The 17,133-nt window shown below is 58.7% G+C and carries 13 protein-coding genes; 6 read left to right on the top strand and 7 right to left on the bottom strand.

All coding sequences use genetic code 11. The features are described 5' to 3' along the window. Positions 1-24 precede the first annotated feature (24 nt). On the top strand, positions 25-507 hold the full coding sequence (locus LKE90_RS02315) for a PACE efflux transporter (protein WP_291491222.1): 483 nt from the start codon (positions 25-27) through the stop codon (positions 505-507). Between the two features lie 60 nt (positions 508-567). Here LKE90_RS02315 and LKE90_RS02310 read toward each other — a convergent pair whose 3' ends face one another. The 6 genes from LKE90_RS02310 to urtA form a co-directional block, all read right to left on the bottom strand. Further along, positions 568-1,155, bottom strand: coding sequence for a hypothetical protein (locus LKE90_RS02310; protein ID WP_291491221.1), 588 nt, complete (start codon positions 1,153-1,155; stop codon positions 568-570). A 126-nt stretch (positions 1,156-1,281) separates the two neighbouring features. Next, complete coding sequence (gene urtE, locus LKE90_RS02305) at positions 1,282-1,977, bottom strand: urea ABC transporter ATP-binding subunit UrtE (RefSeq protein ID WP_291491220.1); 696 nt, start codon at positions 1,975-1,977, stop codon at positions 1,282-1,284. Between the two features lie 12 nt (positions 1,978-1,989). Then, on the bottom strand, positions 1,990-2,730 hold the full coding sequence (gene urtD / locus LKE90_RS02300) for an urea ABC transporter ATP-binding protein UrtD (protein ID WP_291491219.1): 741 nt from the start codon (positions 2,728-2,730) through the stop codon (positions 1,990-1,992). Beyond that, complete coding sequence (gene urtC, locus LKE90_RS02295; RefSeq protein ID WP_291491218.1) at positions 2,727-3,851, bottom strand: urea ABC transporter permease subunit UrtC; 1,125 nt, start codon at positions 3,849-3,851, stop codon at positions 2,727-2,729. Before urtC ends, urtD begins: the two co-directional genes overlap by 4 nt. After that, positions 3,848-5,497, bottom strand: a complete 1,650-nt coding sequence (gene urtB, locus LKE90_RS02290) for an urea ABC transporter permease subunit UrtB (RefSeq protein WP_407066032.1) — start codon at positions 5,495-5,497, stop codon at positions 3,848-3,850. Before urtB ends, urtC begins: the two co-directional genes overlap by 4 nt. After that, a complete protein-coding gene (gene urtA, locus LKE90_RS02285) occupies positions 5,490-6,815 on the bottom strand; it encodes an urea ABC transporter substrate-binding protein (RefSeq protein WP_291491217.1) in 1,326 nt (441 codons plus the stop codon). The genes urtB and urtA overlap by 8 nt, the downstream gene beginning before the upstream one ends. Positions 6,816-6,973: 158 nt before the next feature. Here urtA and LKE90_RS02280 point away from each other — a divergent pair, with 158 nt between their 5' ends. Together LKE90_RS02280 and LKE90_RS02275 are read left to right on the top strand one after the other, a co-directional pair. After that, positions 6,974-10,321 carry a hybrid sensor histidine kinase/response regulator gene (locus LKE90_RS02280; RefSeq protein WP_291491215.1) on the top strand — a complete coding sequence of 1,116 codons (3,348 nt, stop codon included), beginning with the start codon at positions 6,974-6,976 and terminating at the stop codon, positions 10,319-10,321. After that, positions 10,318-11,205 (top strand): response regulator transcription factor, encoded by an 888-nt coding sequence (locus LKE90_RS02275; RefSeq protein ID WP_291491214.1) that lies wholly within the window; start codon positions 10,318-10,320, stop codon positions 11,203-11,205. The genes LKE90_RS02280 and LKE90_RS02275 overlap by 4 nt, the downstream gene beginning before the upstream one ends. A gap of 591 nt (positions 11,206-11,796) precedes the next feature. On the opposite strand, the gene LKE90_RS02270 is transcribed toward LKE90_RS02275, so the two are convergent. Further along, on the bottom strand, positions 11,797-14,037 hold the full coding sequence (locus LKE90_RS02270) for a primosomal protein N' (protein WP_291491213.1): 2,241 nt from the start codon (positions 14,035-14,037) through the stop codon (positions 11,797-11,799). A 60-nt stretch (positions 14,038-14,097) separates the two neighbouring features. On the opposite strand from LKE90_RS02270, the gene LKE90_RS02265 reads away from it, so the two are divergent. The 3 genes from LKE90_RS02265 to LKE90_RS02255 are packed head-to-tail and all read left to right on the top strand — an operon-like array spanning position 14,098 to position 17,036. Continuing rightward, positions 14,098-15,066: a tyrosine recombinase XerC gene (locus LKE90_RS02265; protein WP_291491212.1), complete on the top strand. Its 969-nt coding sequence runs from the start codon at positions 14,098-14,100 to the stop codon at positions 15,064-15,066. Between the two features lie 3 nt (positions 15,067-15,069). Further along, entirely contained in the window at positions 15,070-16,029 is a 960-nt protein-coding gene (pip, locus tag LKE90_RS02260) for a prolyl aminopeptidase (RefSeq protein ID WP_291491287.1), read from the top strand. A gap of 2 nt (positions 16,030-16,031) precedes the next feature. Continuing rightward, positions 16,032-17,036: a retropepsin-like aspartic protease gene (locus LKE90_RS02255; RefSeq protein ID WP_291491211.1), complete on the top strand. Its 1,005-nt coding sequence runs from the start codon at positions 16,032-16,034 to the stop codon at positions 17,034-17,036. Positions 17,037-17,133: the final 97 nt, after the last annotated feature.

Below are 17,133 nucleotides of genomic sequence, written 5' to 3'. Positions count from 1 at the left end.
TAAAAATCTAGGTAGGTTGCGCTCATGTCAACCGAATCCACTCACCCCTCTCCGGCCCTTCGTTCAGGCGCCGACCGTCTAAGGCATGCCTTGCTGTTCGAATGTGTCGCACTGGCCATTGTCATACCATGCGGCAGCCTGCTGTTTGGCGTGCAGGCGTCAGACATGGGAGCCATTGGTGTCGGCAGCGCCATGACAGCGACGGTGTGGAACTACCTGTATAATCTGTTTTTCGATCGCATCATGCTTCGTCTGACCGGCTCGGCCAGCAAGAGCATCAGCATAAGGTTGTGGCATACGCTGCTGTTTGAAGCGGGGCTACAGGTCGTCCTGCTGCCGGCAATTGCGCTTTATCTCGGTATTTCGCTCATGCAGGCTTTTTCGCTCAGCATGTCGATCGCGCTGTTTTATCTGGTCTATGCCTTTGTCTTCAACATCGCCTACGATTCAATCTTTCCGGTCGGCGCTGTTACGACGACCTCCTCCCGGACCATACCAGCGGAGTAGGAGTAGAATTACCGGTAACAGTCACTACAGGCAGTAAATCCGACCTGTAGTGGCCGTACGTCACATATGGCTCGACGTGCTTTTCGTCTCGCCTTCAACGCTGTCGGTATCCACCGCCGGAACCAGATCAGAATGATGGACGATCTGTGGCACAGCGGGCGTCGCATCAGGCGTGGAAGAAGCCGCTCCTCCCTGCATACATCCTGCCTTGCCCGCCATGTCTGAAACATGCACCACCGGAGCGGCCTGCCCGTTCTGGCTCACCGTCACTGTCTGCGAACAGGTCGCACCATCCCTGCCCCAGCTCATGCTGGTGATGGACTGGTAGGAAGCCCCGCGCTCGACCGGCGCTGTGGCGAGAGTATGCCCGGCAATCTCCTGCATGTTCTGCTGAGCCTGCCGCATCATCGCCATCTGCTGCGCCATCATACGGTCCATCGTTTCAAAAACGGACTGCATGGGAACGAGACCGGCGGGTCGCGAAGCAGCCGGAGCCCGGATGAGCAGGCCAACCTGATGCCCCTGAGCATCCACCACGCGGATCAGTTCCTGCGCCCGCGCATGAGGAGAGAGGGAGACCGCTGCCATGCCCGCGACAAGAACACCCGCTGCAAGCCTGCCCGGAAAAGACTGTCTGAAGAAACGCATCACCAAACCCTCCGTCAGGAAAATCTGTCTCTCGTTTCGTGGCCCGAAAACAGTTACCAATCTGTTTATGCGGCCCTCAGAAAGCAAGGTTTTTCGTGCTCGAAAACAAAAAACCTGCCATCAGTCTCAGATCGCCACCAACCCGCGAATATCCTCTGCCTCCAGCGTCTCCACCGCGCCACTGGCGACAACCTTGCCTCGGTCCAGAACAACCACGTCCTGCGCCAGTTCATAGGCAAAATCGAAATACTGTTCGACCAGCAGAATCGCCATATCGCCGCGATCCCGCAGCATGTCGATGACTGAGCCGATATCCTTGATGATGCTCGGCTGTATCCCCTCCGTCGGCTCATCCAGCACCAGCAGACGCGGGCGAATGACCAGCGCCCGACCGATGGCAAGCTGCTGCTGCTGACCACCTGACAGGTCGCCCCCCCGACGATCACGCATTTTCGACAGAATGGGAAAGAGATCATAAATCTCGTCAGATATCTTTCTCTGACCGCGCGGCAGAAGACCAAAACCGGTCTCCAGATTTTCCTTCACCGTCAGCAGCGGAAAAATGTCGCGCCCCTGCGGCACCGTAGCAATCCCGCGCCGCGCCCGCTCGTAGGCAGGCAGACGCGTGATGTCCTCGCCTTCCCACATGATCTTGCCGGACGAGACGGCGTGCATTCCCGTGACGGCGCGCAGAACGCTGGTTTTGCCAACACCGTTGCGCCCCAGCAGACAGGTCACGGCTCCGGCGCGGGCTGAAAGAGAAACACCGCGCAGAGCCAGCGCCGCGCCGTAATGAAGCTGAATGTCCTGAACGTCGAGCATCTGTCTGTTTCCTCAGCGTCCGAGATACACTTCAATCACACGTGGATCATTACTCACCTGATCCAGCGCGCCTTCTGCCAGCACAGACCCTTCGTGCAGCACCGTGACTTTAACATCCAGCGCCCGCACGAACTCCATGTCATGCTCCACGACAACCACGCTGCGGGTCCGGTTGATCTCGCGCAGGAGGTCAGCCGTCTCCATTGTCTCCGCATCCGTCATGCCCGCCACAGGTTCATCGACCAGCAGAAGATCTGGCTCCTGCCCAAGCAGCATCCCGATTTCCAGCCACTGCTTCTGGCCGTGACTGAGCCCGCCCGCCTGCCGCAACGCCTCGCGCCCGAGACGGATCGTGCCCAGAAGACCGTCTATCCGGGCCGTCTCTTCCGCCGTTTCTCGGGCAAAAAGCAGACTGAACGGCGAACGCAACCCTTTCAGGGACAGCAACAGGTTATCGCGGACAGTCAGCTCCTCGAACACCGTCGGTTTCTGGAACTTCCGGCCAATCCCCATGCGGGCGATGGCGGGTTCATCCAGCTTGGTCAGGTCATGCTCACGGAACCGGACAACACCTGTATCAGGGCGCGTCTTGCCGGTGATGATATCCATCATCGTGGTCTTGCCCGCGCCGTTCGGTCCAACAATAGCCCGCATTTCACCGGGGGCCAGCGACAGGGACAGATCGTTGATCGCCCGGAAACCATCAAACGTGACGGAAACATGACTCAGCTCAAGCAGGGTTCCGGCGCTCATGCCTCTCCTCCTTCCGGGTTTGTCACTTCAGGCGTTACTTCGGAAGGACGTTTCTTCGGTATGTGACGCATGAGACCCATCAACCCCTGCGGAAGAAACAGGGTCGTCGCCATGAACAGCGCGCCAAGACCGTAGAGCCACATTTCCGGTAGCCACGCCGTAAACAGCGTCTTGCCCAGATTGACGAGGATCGCTCCCACGACAGCACCAGACAGCGTGCCACGTCCACCGACCGCGACCCAGATCACGGCTTCGATGGAGTTGGCGGGCGCGAATTCGCCGGGATTGATGATGCCAACCTGAATGACATAGAGCGCCCCCCCAATCGCCGCGATGACAGCGGAGAACACCCAGACCAGCAGCTTGACCTGTTCCGGACGATAGCCAAGAAACCGGGTGCGACTTTCAGCATCACGCACGGCAATCAGCAGACTTCCGAAACGGCCGCCAACCACATATCGTGCCGCCAGCAACGCCGCTGCAAGGATAAGACCGCTGATGAACAGCATCCCGGCGCGGGTGTGAGGGCTGTGCAGATCGAAACCGAGAATATCCTTGAAATCGGTCAGACCATTATTGCCGCCAAAGCCGAAACCGTTCTGGAAGAAGGCCAGCATCAGCGCATAAGTCAGCGCCTGTGTGATGATCGAGAGATAAACGCCCGACACGCGGGAGCGGAACGCCAGCCAGCCGAACAGTCCGGCCAGAGCCGCAGGCACAACCAGCATGAGAGCCAGCGCCACCGGAAAGTGGTCGGAACCCCACCAGTACCAGGGCAGGCTTTTCCATGACAGGAAGACCATGAAATCCGGCAGATCCGCATTGCCATAGACGCCCCGTGCGCCGATTTCGCGCACAAGATACATGCCCATCGCATACCCGCCGAGCGCGAAGAAGGCTGCATGCCCGAGCGTGAGGATTCCGGCAAAACCCCAGACCAGATCAACAGCAAGCGCCAGCATGGCGTAGGCCAGATACTTGCCCGCAAGGGTCATGACGAATGGCGACACCTGCACCGGGCTGGACGCTGGCAGCAGACTGCCCACCGCCAGCAGACCGGTCAGCAACACGACAATGACCGCCGTGACGGATGCGCCACGAAATGAGAGGGATGCGTTCACGATTCCACTCCCCGGCCCCGCAGCGGAAACATGCCGCGCGGATGACGCTGAATGTAGAGAATGACAAGGACGAGCAGCAGTATCTTGCCCGACACGGCTCCCACGAGCGGCTCAAGCGCTTTGCCGCCGACACCGAGCGTGGCCGCCGCCGCCAGCGTGCCCCACAGGTTGCCCACACCGCCGAAAACGACGACGAGGAAGCTGTCGATGATGTAGCTCTGTCCGAGATTGGGGCTGACATTATCGATCTGACTGACCGCGACCCCCGCCAGTCCGGCGATGCCGGACCCGAGGCCGAAGGTCAGCGCATCGACGCGCGCCGTGCGGATGCCCATGAGTGCGGCCATGCGCCGGTTCTGGGTGACAGCCCGCATTTCCAGACCGAGAGGCGTTCGACGCAGCACGAACGTCAGACCAACCATGACCACGACTGCAAAGATCATGATAGCGAGACGATCAATCGTGACTTCGATCCCACCCAGATGAAAGGAGCCGGACAGCCACGGTGGCGTTGTGACAGCCACATTGGTCGGTCCGAACAGGGAGCGGATAACCTGCTGGAGAATGAGGGAAAGTCCCCATGTCGCCAGCAATGTTTCAAGCGGACGACCGTACAGGAAACGAATCAGCCCGCGCTCGATCACGATCCCCAGTGCGCCACAGACCAGAAACGCTGCCGGAATCGCAAGAATCAGACTGAAAGAACCCAAGGCAGGCGCAACAGAGAGCACCGCTTTCTGGGTCAGCCAGGTGGTATAGGCCCCAATCATCATCAGCTCGCCGTGAGCCATGTTGATCACGCCCATCACGCCGAAGGTGATGGCCAGCCCCATGGCGGCCAGCAGCAACACGGAACCGAGGCTCAGGCCATAAAACGCATCCTGCCCGAAACCCCAGAGGCGCAGCTTGAAATCGATGGAAGAGACCGCTGCCTCGGCCGCCTTGCGTGTCGCGGGGGCCAGCGCCTCCGACGTCGCAGCCTGAGCCAGAACACCGCGCGCATCGAGCCCGCCTGCGGCCCTGAGTGTGTCTACCGCCTGTTGCTGGACCTGCGCATCAGACGATGGCGCACCGGGACTGAGCAACGTCGCCGCACGGGCGTTGAGCAGCATGTTTTTCAAGGCCGGGTCATCGGTTTTTGACAGCGCCTTGTCGATGGCGGGCAACATCGCCGGGTCATGACGCTGGTAGAACAGCGTCGCCGAAGCCTGCCGTTCCGCCGGAGTGCCAGAGACCAGCTCAAGCTCGGCTTCCGCCGCAGCTACCGCAAGCCGCACATGGTTATTGACCCGGACAACGCGCAGGGTTTCCTCATCCGGGGTCACGGAGCCGCCGGAACGGGCATCTTCCCAGCCGCTATCGGTGCGGATGAACAGACCGTCGCCTTCACGGGCGGCGAACAGCTTCCTGTCAGCCAGAGCACGCAGAACAGGGAGAGCCCGTGGCCCTCCCTGTTCTGCGATCTGATCAACCGAAGACGCGATGGTGTTGAACTGCGTTGTCGCAAGTCCGGCGAACGCATCTTCATCCGCCCGCGCATTATGGGGCTGGATGAAAAACAGGCTCAGCAGGAGAGCGGCGAGGATACCGCCTCGCATTTTCCGACCTGACAGGGTCGCCGGACCCGACATCGCACTATCAGCCATGCTTTGCTCCGAGACAGGCCTTTTTGACCGTATCGTAATTTCCGCAATTGACGGACTTGGTCCAGTCACCGATCAGATTCTTCGTCTCGGCCACATAAGGCGACCACGCCATACCCGGCACTTCCTTCGGCGTCTGCCAGACGACGTTGAACTGGCCGTCATCCTGAATCTCGCCGATATAGACCGGTTTGGTGATGTGATGGTTCGGCAGAACCTGCGCCGTGCCACCCGTCAGGTTGGCCTGCTTCAGACCGATCATCGCGTCGATGACCTTGTCATGGTCGGTGGAACCGACTTTCTCGACCGCCTGCACCCAGAGATTGAAGCCGATATAGGAGGCTTCCATCGGGTCGTTGGTCGTGCGCTTCGGGTTCTTCGTGTAGCCGTGCCATTCCTTGATGAAAGACTTGTTGGCAGGGCTGTCGATGCTCTCGAAGTAATTCCATGCCGCGAGCTGACCGACGAGCGGCTTGGTGTCCATACCGGCCAGTTCTTCCTCACCAACGCTGAACGCCATAACGGGAATATCCGTGGCAGTGATGCCCTGCGCGCCCAGTTCCTTGTAGAACGGCACGTTGGCGTCACCGTTGATGGTCGATACGACAGCCGTTTTCTTGCCTGCCGAGCCGAATGCCTTGAGCTGCGACACGATGGTCTGCCAGTCGGACTGACCGAACGGCGTGTAGTTCACCATGATGTCGGCGTCGGCAATGCCTTTGGATTTCAGATAATTCTGGAGAATCTGGTTTGTCGTGCGCGGATAGACGTAATCCGTGCCGATCAGTGCGAAACGCTTCGCCCCACCACCGTCGGCGCTGAGCAGATAATCAACCGCTGGAATGGCCTGCTGGTTGGGGGCCGCGCCCGTGTAGAAAACGTTGCGGCTGCACTCCTGCCCCTCATACTGCACTGGATAGAACAGGATGCCGTTGAGTTCCTCGAACACCGGCAGCACCGACTTGCGGGAGACGCTGGTCCAGCAGCCGAACACGGAGGACACCTTGTCCACGGCGAGAAGCTGGCGGGCTTTCTCGGCGAAGAGCGGCCAGTTCGAGGCAGGATCGACCACGACGGCTTCCAGAGGGCGTCCCAGCACGCCACCTTTACGATTCTGCAACTCGACCAGCATCAGAATGACATCTTTCAGCGTGGTCTCGCTGATGGCCATGGTGCCGGACAGGGAGTGCAGCACGCCGATACGGATCGGCTCGCCCTTGGGTGCGGCGGCGGCACCTCTGACACCGGCAAGCATCGCCGCAGATGCGGCAAGGCTGAATTTCGTAAAATCACGGCGGGAGAAACGCGGCGACATCGTCATGGCCTCTGTCCTTCTGATACTGACATGAGCATCCTCAGTGGGGCAGATTTTCCCATACGCAAACTTGCGTAGTTCATTACGATGTCGCATCTGGCATGAGGGATGCAAAGGAAAACAGGAATGCAGGAGCAGTTGTCCGGGTTCCCAGGCGTTCAGCCATGAGGCCGTTGCGCATCGTGCGCATGCGCCGCGACTATAACCGCTGGGCGGCGGATCAGTCGCTTGAGGATTACGCCCTGCGCTTCACGGCCCGGTCAGCCCGCGCAGCCACACCCTTGCGGGCCGCACTGACGGCGCTCGGCTCGATTTCCTTCCTTGCGCTCGAAGCCATCGGCGGCACGCTGACAATGGCGTTCGGCTTTTCCAACACGGCTCTTGCCATCCTCTTTGTCAGCGCTGTCATCTTTCTGGTCAGCCTCCCCATCTGCGCCACGGCGGCCCGCAGCGGCCTCGACATCGACCTGCTCACGCGCGGCACAGGATTCGGCTATATCGGCTCGACCCTGACCTCGCTAATCTATGCCAGTTTCACCTTCATCTTTTTCGGGATCGAAGCCGCCATTCTCGCAGCATTGCTGGAGCAGATTCCCGGTATCTCCCACACCATTGCGTGCTGCCTCGCAGCGTTGCTCGTCATTCCACTGGTCACCGGCGGTTTCCGGTTCATCGCCCGCTTTCAGATTTTCTCCCTGCCCATCTGGTTCGCCCTCAATCTGATTCCGCTGATGGCCATTCTCTCCATTCATCCTGACTGGATCGGCGAATGGGTTCAGTTCAAAGGACTGGCTTCCACACAGCCTCTGAACATTTTTGCCATCGGCAGCGCGGCGTCCATCATGTTCGTGCTGATCTGCCAGAGCGCGGAGCAGGTGGATTTTCTGCGCTTCATGCCCCCTCTATCCCGCGATAACCGGTTTGGATGGTGGTGCGCGCTGATCGCAGGCGGGCCGGGCTGGATCGTGTTCGACGCAGCAAAGCTTTTCGCCGGATCGTTTCTCGCATGGGCCGTCCTTCATGCCGGTTTTTCGCCGGCACGCTCCGTGCAACCGCAACAGATGTACAGGCTGGCCTACGGAACCTTTCTGTCGCCACCATTCGCGACACTAGCGACCGCAGCGCTCGTCATCGTCGCACAGTTCAAGATCAACATCACGAACGCCTATGCAGGCTCCCTCGCCTGGTCGAATTTCTTTTCCCGTCTGACACATTCCCATCCGGGACGCGTCTTTTATGTTCTGTTCACCGTAGCGCTCGCCCTCCTTCTCATGCTTGCCGGACTGGTAAGCACCATTGAGACGGGCATCGTGCTGTATGCGGACCTTGCCGCCGCGTGGATCGGGCCAATCCTCGCTGATATCGTGCTGTGCAAACCTCTCAGGCTCAGCCCGCCTTTTGTCGAATTCAAACGGGCCCTCCTGCCGGACATCAATCCTGTAGGGCTGGGAGCGGCACTCACAGGCGCTGTGACCGGCATTCTCTGCACTGATGGCTATTTCGGACCCTACGCTGGGGCTTTTTCGCCGTTCATCGCGTTGGGACTGTCGTTTCTGATGACACCTCTTCTCGCCGCGCTGACCGGTGGCCGCACCTATCTCGCACGGAGAGCGCCAGCAGACTGGAACAGACGGGGTTCCATGAAATGCGTGATCTGTGAACACACTTTTGAAGCGACCGACATGGCCAGATGTCCGGCCTATGGCGGGACCATCTGTTCGCTCTGCTGTTCGCTTGACGCCCGCTGCAATGATCGCTGCAAGCCGCCCGTCACGCATCTGAGGCAGCAGTTCAGCCTGCCGTTTGATCTGTTTCCTGAAAGGCTGAAGAATTTTCTTTTATCAACAAAAGGACGTTTTCTCCTCTTTGCCGGTCTTGGCACGGCGGCGATCCTGCTGATCGGAGACACCTCCTTTGCCCACAACCATACCTATCTCGTTCTCTTTCTTCTTGTCATTCTAACATCCTGGCTTGTCGTGCTCGGGCAGGATGGACGACAGGCGGCAGGAGAAGAAACCCGCAGGCAGACGCATCTCCTGATGAATGAAATCCGCGCCCATCAACGCACAGATGACGCCCTGAAACGGGCACGGGAAAAGGCGGAAGCGGCCAGTCTTGCAAAAACCCGTTATCTGAGCGGAATCAGTCACGAAATCAGGGCTCCGCTGAACACCATCATGGGCTATACGCAGATACTCCAGAACGATAACCGCATTCCCGAAGACCGTCAGGATGTGCTGCGCACCATCCGGGAAAGTGGCGAACACATGACGGGACTCCTGACCGGACTCCTCGATATTTCCAAAATTGAAGCCGGTCGGATCGAACTTTACAGCGACAGGATCGCCCTTGGCCAGTTCCTCAATACCGTCGTGCAGATGGTCCGCCCACAGGCGCGGGCCAAAAGGCTCGATTTCCACTACCACCCTGGATACCTTCCCCCGGTAGTGATGGGCGATGAGCATCGACTACGTCAGATTCTCCTCAACCTGCTGTCCAATGCCGTAAAGTTCACCTCATCCGGTTCCGTGACATTCACGGCAAACTGGCGTGGTCAGATTGCGGAATTCATCATCGAAGATACAGGTCCGGGCATTGCGGCTGTCGATCAGGAACGGATTTTCGAGCCTTTCGAGCGAGCAGCCGGTGACGCCGTGCCGGGGACCGGCCTTGGCCTGACGATCACGCGCCTTCTGACCCATATTCTGGGGGGTGAACTCACCCTGACGAGTGACGTCGGACACGGAACCCGCTTCCGGGTGCGCCTGCTTCTGTCAGATCGCGCCGAAGATGCAGCTCCCGCTCTTCAGGGACTTCCCTCCGGCTACGCAGAGCCACGCAAGACCATACTGGTGGTCGATGACAATGCCGCCCATCGCCGTATGATGCATGAATTCCTTGGGTCCAGACAGTTCAATGTCCGGGATGTCTCCGGGGGCGCAGAATGTCTCGAACTTCTGAAAACTGATCTGCCTGAGCTGATCATTCTTGATCTTTCCATGCCCGGCATGGATGGGAGGGAACTGGCTCTGCGCATTCGGGAAACAAGTGCCGGCCATCTTCCTCTGCTTTTTCTCACCGGCAATGTGACTGAACTGGCCTCCCGCCGTGTTCCCTCACTGGATGACTGCACGGTCCTGCCCAAGCCGGTCGATTTTCAGGCTCTTCTTGATGAAATCGGGCGGCTTCTGGATATCAGATGGACGTTTCCGTCTGAAGATGACGCCCCACCAGACAAAACGCCCCTGACGCTGCCTGCGGAAGAAGGCTCCGCACGATCTCCGGACACGATCCAGTCAGACGTGTCGGCAGAGACCTCTCTGACAGAAAATGAAAAAACAGAACTTATCGAACTGATCAATTCAGGAAACGTTCGTCTCCTGAAGCAAAAACTCGATCTTCTTTGCAGTAACCATCCACATCTTGTCATGATTCTTGCTCCCATTCAGGAAGCCGCCCGTACCTATCAACTCGAAACAGTCAGACGCTTACTGGAGGAACTTCCGGCATGACAGGCGATACATCCTCCCGTTCGACATTGCTTGTGATTGATGATGATCCGGGCGCTCTCGGCATGATGGACGAGGCTCTGACAAACGCCGGTTACGCGGTCCTGCTGGCGCAATCCGGTGACAGCGCCTTTGAAGTCATGCACCGGACGCAGCCCGACCTCGTGCTGGTCGATGCGATCATGCCGGGACTGAGCGGCTGGGATATCTGTCGCAGCATGAAAGCCGATGCCACGCTCAACGCCCTGCCCGTCATCTTCATGACCGGCCTGACGGAAATCGAGCATGTCCTGCGAGCCTTTGAAGCAGGCGCCACGGACTATGTGACCAAACCATTCCATTTCGCCGAGGTTCTGGCCCGCATTGAAATCCACCTGATTGCCGCACGCCGTATACGAACAGCCCATACGGCGCTGGACAGCGTCGGTCGGCGCTTCTTTGCTCTGGATGACAGTGGTGAACTGCTCTGGTCGACCCCGAAAGCGGCCGAGTTTCTGGCGCAACTCCCTTCTCCCGAGCAGTTCACCGAGTTCGTGAAGAAAAAATCTGAACCGGGACAGGTCATTTTCACCACCCCTTACCAGAACGGTGTTCTGCGGGTCACTTTCATCGGACGGGATGGACCGCAGGAATGGCTGTTCTCCATCTCGTTTCAACTGGACCGACCCGAGCAAGTTCTACAGGAAAAACTCGGGCTAAGCGCACGAGAGGCGGAAGTGCTTCTGTGGATCAGCCGTGGGAAGAGCAGCCGCGATATTGCTGAAATTCTCAGTATCAGCCCCCGTACGATCGATAAGCATACGGAGCAGCTTTATAACAAGGCCGGTTTCAGTGGACGTACCGCCGCTGCGGCGGCTGCGTCGCGGTTGTTGGGAGACGTGGAATAACTGTTAATCAAACAACACAAAAAATATAGATACAGTCATTGACATCGTTATCGGAAATATCTTTCAATTCTTGTAGTATCAGATCAACATATAAACGGATACATTAGCTATGGATTTGCATCTAACCTGCGACGAGGCTGTGTCATTAAGGCAGTTTCTTATCGCCATCATTTTTAAAAATATCTCCGTCGGAGAAGTAGAAATGCTGATTTGCTATTCTATAGAAGAAATATTTGAGACATCCTGTGCCATTTATGTATCTCCTATAGTAAAAAAAGATGAAAAAATCATTTTTAAATTGAAAGACAAGGATCTGGATATAATTAATCAGTGTATTTTTAATTGCGTCGGGGGTCTCCCGATCTACAGTTACTTCAAGAAAGACATAGATTATGGCACATGTGATTTTTCAAATCTAGCTAAAGAACTTAGCTCTAAACTTTTTCCCTATCTCGCTTCCATAGGAGTAAATCAGACTATAAATTCGCGAAATCTTTAAAAATAAATATTCATCAAAAACTAAAATTAAAAATATAACAATAATACTTTTTAATTATTTGCATTATTTGCAAATATCAGAATCAACATGTTTTACATAAACGAAATCGGGTCCACATCCACATCCACGCGCACCGCACTCGTCAGCGTGACCTGACCAAGCCAACGGCGCAGAATTGGCTGCACGGCGATATTTCGATGAGTCCGTAGCAACAGCCGTCGTCGATGCCGACCACGTAACACGGCAATCGGCGCGGGAACCGGGCCAAGCACCTCGATCCCGTTACCATGCGGTGCGGAAACACCAAGCTGTCGGGCCGCATTATCCGCTGCATCAGCATTTTCCGAACTGATGATCAGTGCGGCCAGCCGGCCAAAAGGTGGCCAGAAGCCCGGCTTCCGCTGATCAGCTTCCTCCGTCATGAAGGCCGCGAAATCACCCGAAACCAGCGCCTGCATGACCGGATGTTCCGGCGTAAAACTCTGGAGCAGCACCTCGCCCGGCGCTTCTGCACGCCCCGCACGTCCGGCGACCTGATGCAGAAGCTGCATCGTCCGCTCTCCTGCCCGCAGGTCCGCGCCTCCAAGTCCAAGGTCGGCATCGACCACACCCACAAGCGTCAGGTGTGGAAAATGCCAGCCCTTGGCGACAATCTGCGTGCCTATGATCAAATCGACTTCACGACGCGAAATCTTGCCCACAGCCTCCGCTGTCGCAGCCGGGCCGCTGATCGTGTCGCTGGCCATGACCATGATCCGCGCATCGGGAAATTCGCTGCGGGCTTCTTCCGTTATCCGCTCGATCCCCGGACCGATGGCCGTCAGACTGTCCTCCGCTCCGCATGTCGGACAGGCATGGGGAACAGGCTCGGTATGTTCACAATAATGACAGGCCAGAACGCGCTTTTTCCGATGTTCGACCAACCATGACGTGCAATGCGGACATTCCATCCGATGCCCACAGGTGCGGCACAACGTCAACGGCGCATAGCCACGACGGTTGAGGAACAGCATGGCCTGCTCACCGCGCCCGAGCCGTGTTTTCACCGCGTCCACAAGCACAGGTGAGAGAAACAGCCCGCGTGGTGGCGGATTTTCACGCATGTCGATCAGATGCGCCTCCGGCATGGATGCCCCGCCATGCCGCGCCGTCAACACCAGATGCCGGTAACGTCCGGTCTCGACATTGTTCAACGTCTCAAGGCTTGGCGTCGCGGAAGCCAGCACGATGGGCGCTTTCGCAAGTCGCGCCCGTACAACCGCCATGTCACGGGCGTTGTAGGTGACGCCTTCCTCCTGCTTGAAAACAGCCTCGTGTTCTTCATCAACAATCACGAGACCGAGATCACGAAACGGCATAAACAGGGCCGAACGAGCACCGACAATCACCTTTGCCGACCCATCCTCGCAGGCCGCCCATGTCAGGCGACGGGCCTTCTGGCCGATCTCGGAATGCCAGACAGCCGGGCGCACGCCGAAGCGTCGGGCGAAACGGTCCATCCATTGAGCGGACAAGGCAATTTCGGGCAAGAGAACCAGCGCCTGCCGCCCCTGCGCCAGACATTCAGCCACCGCTTCCAGATAAATCTCGGTCTTGCCGGAACCGGTCACGCCTTCCAGCAAGGTCGCGGAAAACACACGCTCATCGACACGCGCCCGCAACTCGGTAGCGGCAGTCGCCTGATCGCCTTCCAGAATCGGTGGATTATAAAAGGGGTCCGGTTCCGCAAAAGGAGAGACCGGTCCCATCAGCATGCTTTTCAGAACGCCAGCATCCGCCAGACCGCGCACGACCGATACGCCGACACCTGCCTTCTCTGTCAGTTCCGCCATTGTCACCGGCGGCGCACCCTGCGGCAGGGCATCCAGCACAGCACGACGGGCGGGCGTCATTCTTAAGGACTCTGGCGGCTCCCCAATACGCACCCACCCCACGGCAGGCGCTGTCTGTTCTCCACGCAGATGGGAGCGCAGCGCCATCGCCAGCACCATGCCCGGTGGCGCGAGCGTATAGGCCGCGACCCAGTCGATGAATTGCCGTAATTGCATCGACAACGGCGGCAGATCCAGCCGCTCCTTCAGAGGACGCAGGCGCGACTCAGCTATTTCGGGCGGCGGCGGAGGCGCAAGATCGGCAGGAAGCGCCGTCTGCTCCCAGACCACGCCGGTTTCCCGCCGTCCACCCAGCGGCACGACCACCACATCGCCGGGAGCAAGCGAGTCAGCCAGCGACTGTGGGACGGCATAATCCAGCGCACAGGGAAACGGCAGTGGCAGCAGGACAGACACGCGCTTTCGCGAAGGCAAAGGTTCCAGTAGGCTGCTCTGCACCATGATGGCTCTCTCTACCTTCTTCCCGGCGTCCTGTCTTGCCCCCTCACGGAGAAATATCCGGTGAAGGCTCACGACGCCCTGCAACAATTCCTCGCATGGATGACCGCCGAGCGCGGCGCTTCACAGCATACCATCGACGCCTATCAGGGCGATCTCTCCCGTTTTCTCGGGTTTCTGACCACTCATCATGGTGAGGAGCCGACACTCGCAACTCTTGGCACAGCCAGCCTTTCCGACCTCCGTGCGTGGCTGGCGCATGAGCAGACTCAGGCGCTGACACCCCGCCTCGGCCAACGCCCGACGACCCGCGACAAATCGGCCCGCACCCGTTCTCGCCGCGTCTCGGCGTTGCGTTCCTTCTTCCGCTTTCTCGCCCGGCATAAAGGCGTGGAAAATCCCGCACCGAGCCTGCTGGCCACCCCTCGCACCAAAAAGCCGCTGCCACGTCCGCTTCCTGTCACCGAAGCCCTCGAAGCCGGTGAAGCTATTGGACTGATGGAAATAAACAGTATGGCGCAGGAACGCGACAAGGCGCTGTTTCTGCTGCTTTACGGCGGTGGACTGCGCATTTCAGAAGGGCTCGGACTGAATGTCGGAGACTTTGACGAAGCTCTTTCGACGGGCGTGTTCCGTATCCGGGGCAAGGGCAACAAGGAGCGGCTTGTGCCGCTGCTCCCACGCGTGTCCGATGTCCTGAAACGCTGGCGAGGCTTTCACCCCTCGCCATCCCGGAATGAACCGCTCTTTCCCGGTGTCCGCGGCGGACGCCTCAACGCCGCCGTCGCACAGAAAGCCATGCGACAATGGCGGAAGAGCGAGGGTTTGCCCGAGCACGCCACGCCTCACGCCCTTCGCCATTCCTTCGCCACTCACATGATGGAGGGTGGTGCCGATCTGCGCGTGATTCAGGAACTGCTTGGCCATGCCAGCCTGTCCACGACGCAACGCTACACCCTTGCCGATGAAGCCCGTCTGCTGGATGTCTGGCAGAAAGCCCACCCCCGCGCCTCAAAAAACGCTGGAGACTGAATGATGACCGCCACCCGCACTCTTTATCCGCCCATTGAGCCTTACGCGCACGGTCATCTCGATACGGGTGAAGGCCATCTGGTCTACTGGGAGCGCTGTGGAACGCCCGGCGGCCTGCCGGTCGTATTCCTGCATGGCGGTCCCGGTGGCGGCTGCTCGCCGATGCAACGCCGCATGTTCGATCCGGCGCGGTATGACATCCTGCTGTTCGACCAGCGTGGCTGTGGCCGTTCGACACCACACGCTTCCCTTGAGAACAACACGACATGGCATCTGGTCGCCGACATCGAGCGACTGCGTGAGATGATCGGGGTTGAGCAATGGGTTGTCTTCGGCGGTTCATGGGGATCGACACTGGCGCTGGCCTATGCAGAGACACATCCGGAACGGGTAAAAGCACTGGCGCTGCGCGGCATCTTCACGCTGCGGCGGGAAGAACTGCTCTGGTATTATCAGGGCGGCGGCGCATGGCTTTATCCCGACAAATGGGACGCATTTCTCGCCTCTATCCCCGAAGAGGAACGGGGCGACCTCATGGCGGCCTACAACCGTCGTCTGACCGGCGCTGATCCGGTCGAGCGTGAAAAGGCGGCTATCGCATGGTCGGTCTGGGAGGGCTCCACGCTCACCCTGCTGCCCGATCCGAACATGGTGAAGCAGCATGAAGACCCGACCTATGCGCTCGCCTTTTCGCGCATCGAGAACCATTACTTCGTCAACGCGGGCTGGCTGGCGGAAGGTCAGTTGATCCGCGATGTGGAACGTATCCGCCATATCCCGACAGTCATCGTGCAGGGGCGCTACGATATCGCCACCCCTGTACGGACGGCATGGGATCTGCACAAGGCATGGCCGGAGGCGGATTTCAGACTGATCGACGATGCCGGACATGCCCTGTCCGAACCGGGCATTCTGTCCGCGCTTCTGGACGCTACTGATCGCTTCGCTGATCATCTGGGCTGAGCATGAACCGCCTTCACTCTCTCTGGACGGGCCTTGCCCTGCAATGGCTGATGGTCTCAGCCGCCTTTGCCGCCCCCTGTCCGCTGACGCCGGTCATGGAAGCGCCCCTGCGGAATGATCTGGGATTTCTGTCCGCTCCCGTGGCGATTGCCGGACGGACTGTCAATTTCATTGTCGATACCGGATCGGAAGGCAGCCTGATTTCGCCGTGGTTCGCTCGGTTCATGAAGCTGCCCGAAGACCCGAACGCTCTGACCCATGTCAGCGGCACAGGCGGGTCCGGTGGTGTGGTGCCGAATGTGATCGTTCCCAGTTTACAGGTTGGCAACACGGGGTTCGGGCCTGTTTCCATGCCGTTGGGTTTTCTGCCCAGCCGTCCGAACATTACGCCGCCCGTCGAAGGACTATTGGGCGGCGACGTGCTGGCGCAGGACGTGCTGGAGATTGACGCACCGCATGGGCGCGTCGCCATGTGGAACGCACCGGGACGCAGGACAGACCTCTGTTCTGTGGAACCGCCCTCCGTGCCCGGCGTCGAGTGGCAGAACCTTGAAGCCGAGGAACGGGGGCATCGCATCGTTCTTCACGTTCAACTGGACGGCCATGAACTGACGGCGCTGCTGGACAGTGGAGCCCGGTCCCGCATTCTCTCCCGTCGCGCAGCCGAGGCAATGGGGCTGACGGAAGAGCAGCTTGCCACTGACCCGGGTGGCACGACGGCCGGTGTGGATGGAAAAGAGTCGGTCTACCGGTGGCATAAATTCCACAGTCTGACCATCGGAGAAGAAACCGAGCGAAACCCGGTTCTGACCGTCTCTCCCGTGTCGGAACAGTCCGTCGATATGCTGCTCGGCTCCGACTGGTTCGCGGCCCATCATGTCTGGATATTCTACAGGCAGGGACGGATTTTTGTGCACAGGACATCAGCCGGGAAAAGAGCGGAAAATGCCAAATCCATCAGCGCCCCAACAGTGCCGGGCAAAAAGGAAACGAAAAAGTTTCCATAACAACATACTGATTTATTTAGCATAGTTCGAGATTTATCCGAAACAGGTTTTAACGGGCTATTGCAATCGATATCAGGCGTCCCACCTCATGCAGACA

It is taken from the genome of Acetobacter sp., assembly GCF_022483985.1.
GTDB lineage: Bacteria > Pseudomonadota > Alphaproteobacteria > Acetobacterales > Acetobacteraceae > Acetobacter.
Note: the sequence above shows the minus strand (reverse complement) of the source record. Positions and strands in the feature narration are given on the sequence as shown.